General features: G+C 62.7%; 2 protein-coding genes. Both read left to right on the top strand.

Annotated elements, in window-relative coordinates; translation table 11 throughout:
- Positions 1-79: 79 nt before the first annotated feature.
- Positions 80-1,447 carry an NAD(P)-dependent oxidoreductase gene (locus WBR57_RS13690; RefSeq protein ID WP_424084269.1) on the top strand — a complete coding sequence of 456 codons (1,368 nt, stop codon included), beginning with the start codon at positions 80-82 and terminating at the stop codon, positions 1,445-1,447.
- Positions 1,447-2,721 (top strand): NAD-dependent dihydropyrimidine dehydrogenase subunit PreA, encoded by a 1,275-nt coding sequence (gene preA, locus WBR57_RS13685; RefSeq protein WP_424084268.1) that lies wholly within the window; start codon positions 1,447-1,449, stop codon positions 2,719-2,721. The genes WBR57_RS13690 and preA overlap by 1 nt, the downstream gene beginning before the upstream one ends.
- The last annotated feature ends 108 nt before the right edge of the window (positions 2,722-2,829 follow it).

The following is a 2,829-nucleotide window of genomic DNA, read 5'->3' as shown; positions in this document are numbered from 1 at the left end:
CTTGCCCCCGATGAGGCCAGTACAGGCAATGAAAAATGCCCACTTAGAGGCAATCCAAAAAAACCGTGAGGCCATCACCGTGATCCAGACCCTGACCCACCTCCCCCATCCCCATGAAGATGGGCCGACACTCGCCAGCCACTTCACCGACCTGGCGCCGCCGCTCAACGCCCGCCAAGCCCAACTGGAAGCCTCGCGCTGCCTGTATTGCTATGACGCACCGTGCGTCAATGCATGCCCCAGCGAGATCGATATCCCGTCGTTTATCCGTAATATCCACACCGAAAACGTGCAAGGCGCGGCGCAGAAAATCCTTTCCGCCAACATCCTCGGCGGCAGCTGCGCGCGCGTTTGCCCTACCGAAATCCTCTGCCAGCAGGCCTGCGTACGCAACAACGCCGAAGAATGCGCGCCGGTGCTGATCGGCCTGTTGCAACGCTACGCCATCGACAACGCGCACTTCAACGAACACCCGTTCCAGCGCGCCGCGTCGACCGGCAAGCGCATCGCCGTGGTCGGCGCCGGGCCGGCGGGTTTGGCCTGCGCCCATCGCGCCGCGTTACATGGCCATGATGTGGTGATTTTCGAGGCGCGGGAAAAGGCCGGTGGCCTGAATGAATACGGGATCGCCAAGTACAAGCTGGTGGATGACTTCGCCCAGAAGGAACTGGATTTCCTGCTGCAGATCGGCGGCATCGAGATCCGCCACGGCCAGCGCCTGGGCGATAACCTGACCCTGAGCGAGCTGCACCAGCAGTTCGATTCGGTCTTCCTCGGCCTCGGCCTGGCCGCCAGCAAACAGCTCGGCCTGCCCTTTGAGGACGCCCCCGGCCTGCTCGCCGCCACCGACTACATCCGCGAACTGCGCCAGGCCGATGACCTGACCCAACTGCCCCTGGCCGACCGCTGCATCGTGCTCGGCGCCGGCAACACGGCCATCGACATGGCCGTGCAAATGGCCCGCCTCGGCGCACGCGATGTGAACCTGGTGTACCGCCGTGGCCTGACTGACATGGGCGCCACCCACCACGAGCAGGACATTGCCAAGGCCAACCAGGTGCGCCTGTTGACCTGGGCCCAACCCGAGGAAGTGTTGCTGGATGACCAAGGCCAGGTGCGCGGCATGCGCTTTGCCCGCACACGCATGGAAAACGGCCGCCTGCAGCCCACCGGCGAAACCTTTGAACTGGCCGCCGATGCAATCTTTAAAGCCATCGGCCAGGGTTTCGATAACGCGGCGCTCCACGACCCACTGGCTCAACAACTGCACCGCGTAGGTGAACGCATCTTCGTCGACGAACACCTGCAAACCAGTATTCCAGGCGTCTACGCCGGCGGTGATTGCGTCAGTCTCGGCCAGGACCTCACCGTGCAGGCGGTGCAACACGGCAAGCTGGCCGCTGAAGCCATGCACGCCCAACTCATGCTGAATGTGGAGGCTGCGTAATGGCCGATCTCTCGATTGTGTTCGCCGGTATCAAAGCGCCCAACCCGTTCTGGCTGGCCTCCGCGCCGCCCACCGACAAGGCCTACAACGTGGTTCGCGCGTTTGAAGCGGGCTGGGGCGGCGTGGTCTGGAAGACCCTGGGTGAAGACCCGGCGGCGGTCAACGTGTCATCGCGTTACTCGGCGCACTACGGCGCCAACCGTGAGGTGCTGGGTATCAACAATATCGAGCTGATCACCGACCGTTCCCTGGAGATCAACCTGCGGGAAATCACCCAGGTCAAAAAGGACTGGCCCGACCGCGCCCTGATCGTGTCGCTGATGGTGCCGTGCGTGGAGGAATCCTGGAAAAACATCCTGCCGCTGGTGGAGGCCACCGGCTGCGATGGCATCGAGCTGAATTTCGGCTGCCCCCACGGCATGCCCGAGCGGGGCATGGGCGCGGCGGTGGGCCAGGTGCCGGAGTACGTGGAACAGGTGACGCGCTGGTGCAAGACCTACTGCTCGCTGCCGGTGATCGTCAAGCTCACGCCGAATATCACCGACATCCGCGTGGCCGCGCGGGCGGCGTATCGCGGCGGCGCGGACGCGGTGTCGCTGATCAACACCATCAATTCCATCACCAGCGTGGACCTGGAGCGCATGGTCGCGCTGCCGGTGGTCGGTACCCAGAGCACCCACGGCGGCTACTGCGGTTCGGCGGTGAAGCCGATCGCGTTGAACATGGTCGCTGAAATCGCCCGCGACCCGCAGACCCAGGGCCTGCCGATCTGCGGCATTGGCGGCATCGGCAACTGGCGCGACGCTGCGGAATTCGTCGCGCTCGGCTGCGGTGCCGTGCAAGTGTGCACGGCGGCGATGCTGCATGGGTTTCGGATTGTTGAAGAGATGAAGGATGGGCTGTCGCGGTGGATGGACAGTCAGGGCTACAACAGCTTGCAGGCATTTTCCGGGCGGGCGGTGGGCAATACAACGGACTGGAAGTACCTGGATATCAATTACCAGGTGATTGCCAAGATTGATCAGCAGGCCTGTATTGGCTGTGGGCGTTGCCACATTGCCTGTGAGGATACGTCGCACCAGGCCATCGCCAGTTTGAAGCAGGCAGACGGTACGCATAAATATGAGGTGATCGATGACGAATGCGTGGGCTGTAATTTGTGCCAGATCACCTGCCCGGTGGCCGATTGCATCGAGATGGTGCCGATGGACACGGGCAAGCCGTTCTTGAATTGGACGCAGGATCCGCGCAACCCGTACCGGGAGGCTGTGTAGCGCTTAGATTGCTATCGCAGGCAAGCCAGCTCCCACATTTTGATGTGTGAATACATTCAAGTGTGGGAGCTGGCTTGCCTGCGATGAGGCCATCAGGCCCACCACACC

Source organism: Pseudomonas sp., assembly GCF_049590575.1.
Lineage (GTDB): Bacteria > Pseudomonadota > Gammaproteobacteria > Pseudomonadales > Pseudomonadaceae > Aquipseudomonas.
This window is presented reverse-complemented; position numbering and strand designations above follow the sequence as displayed.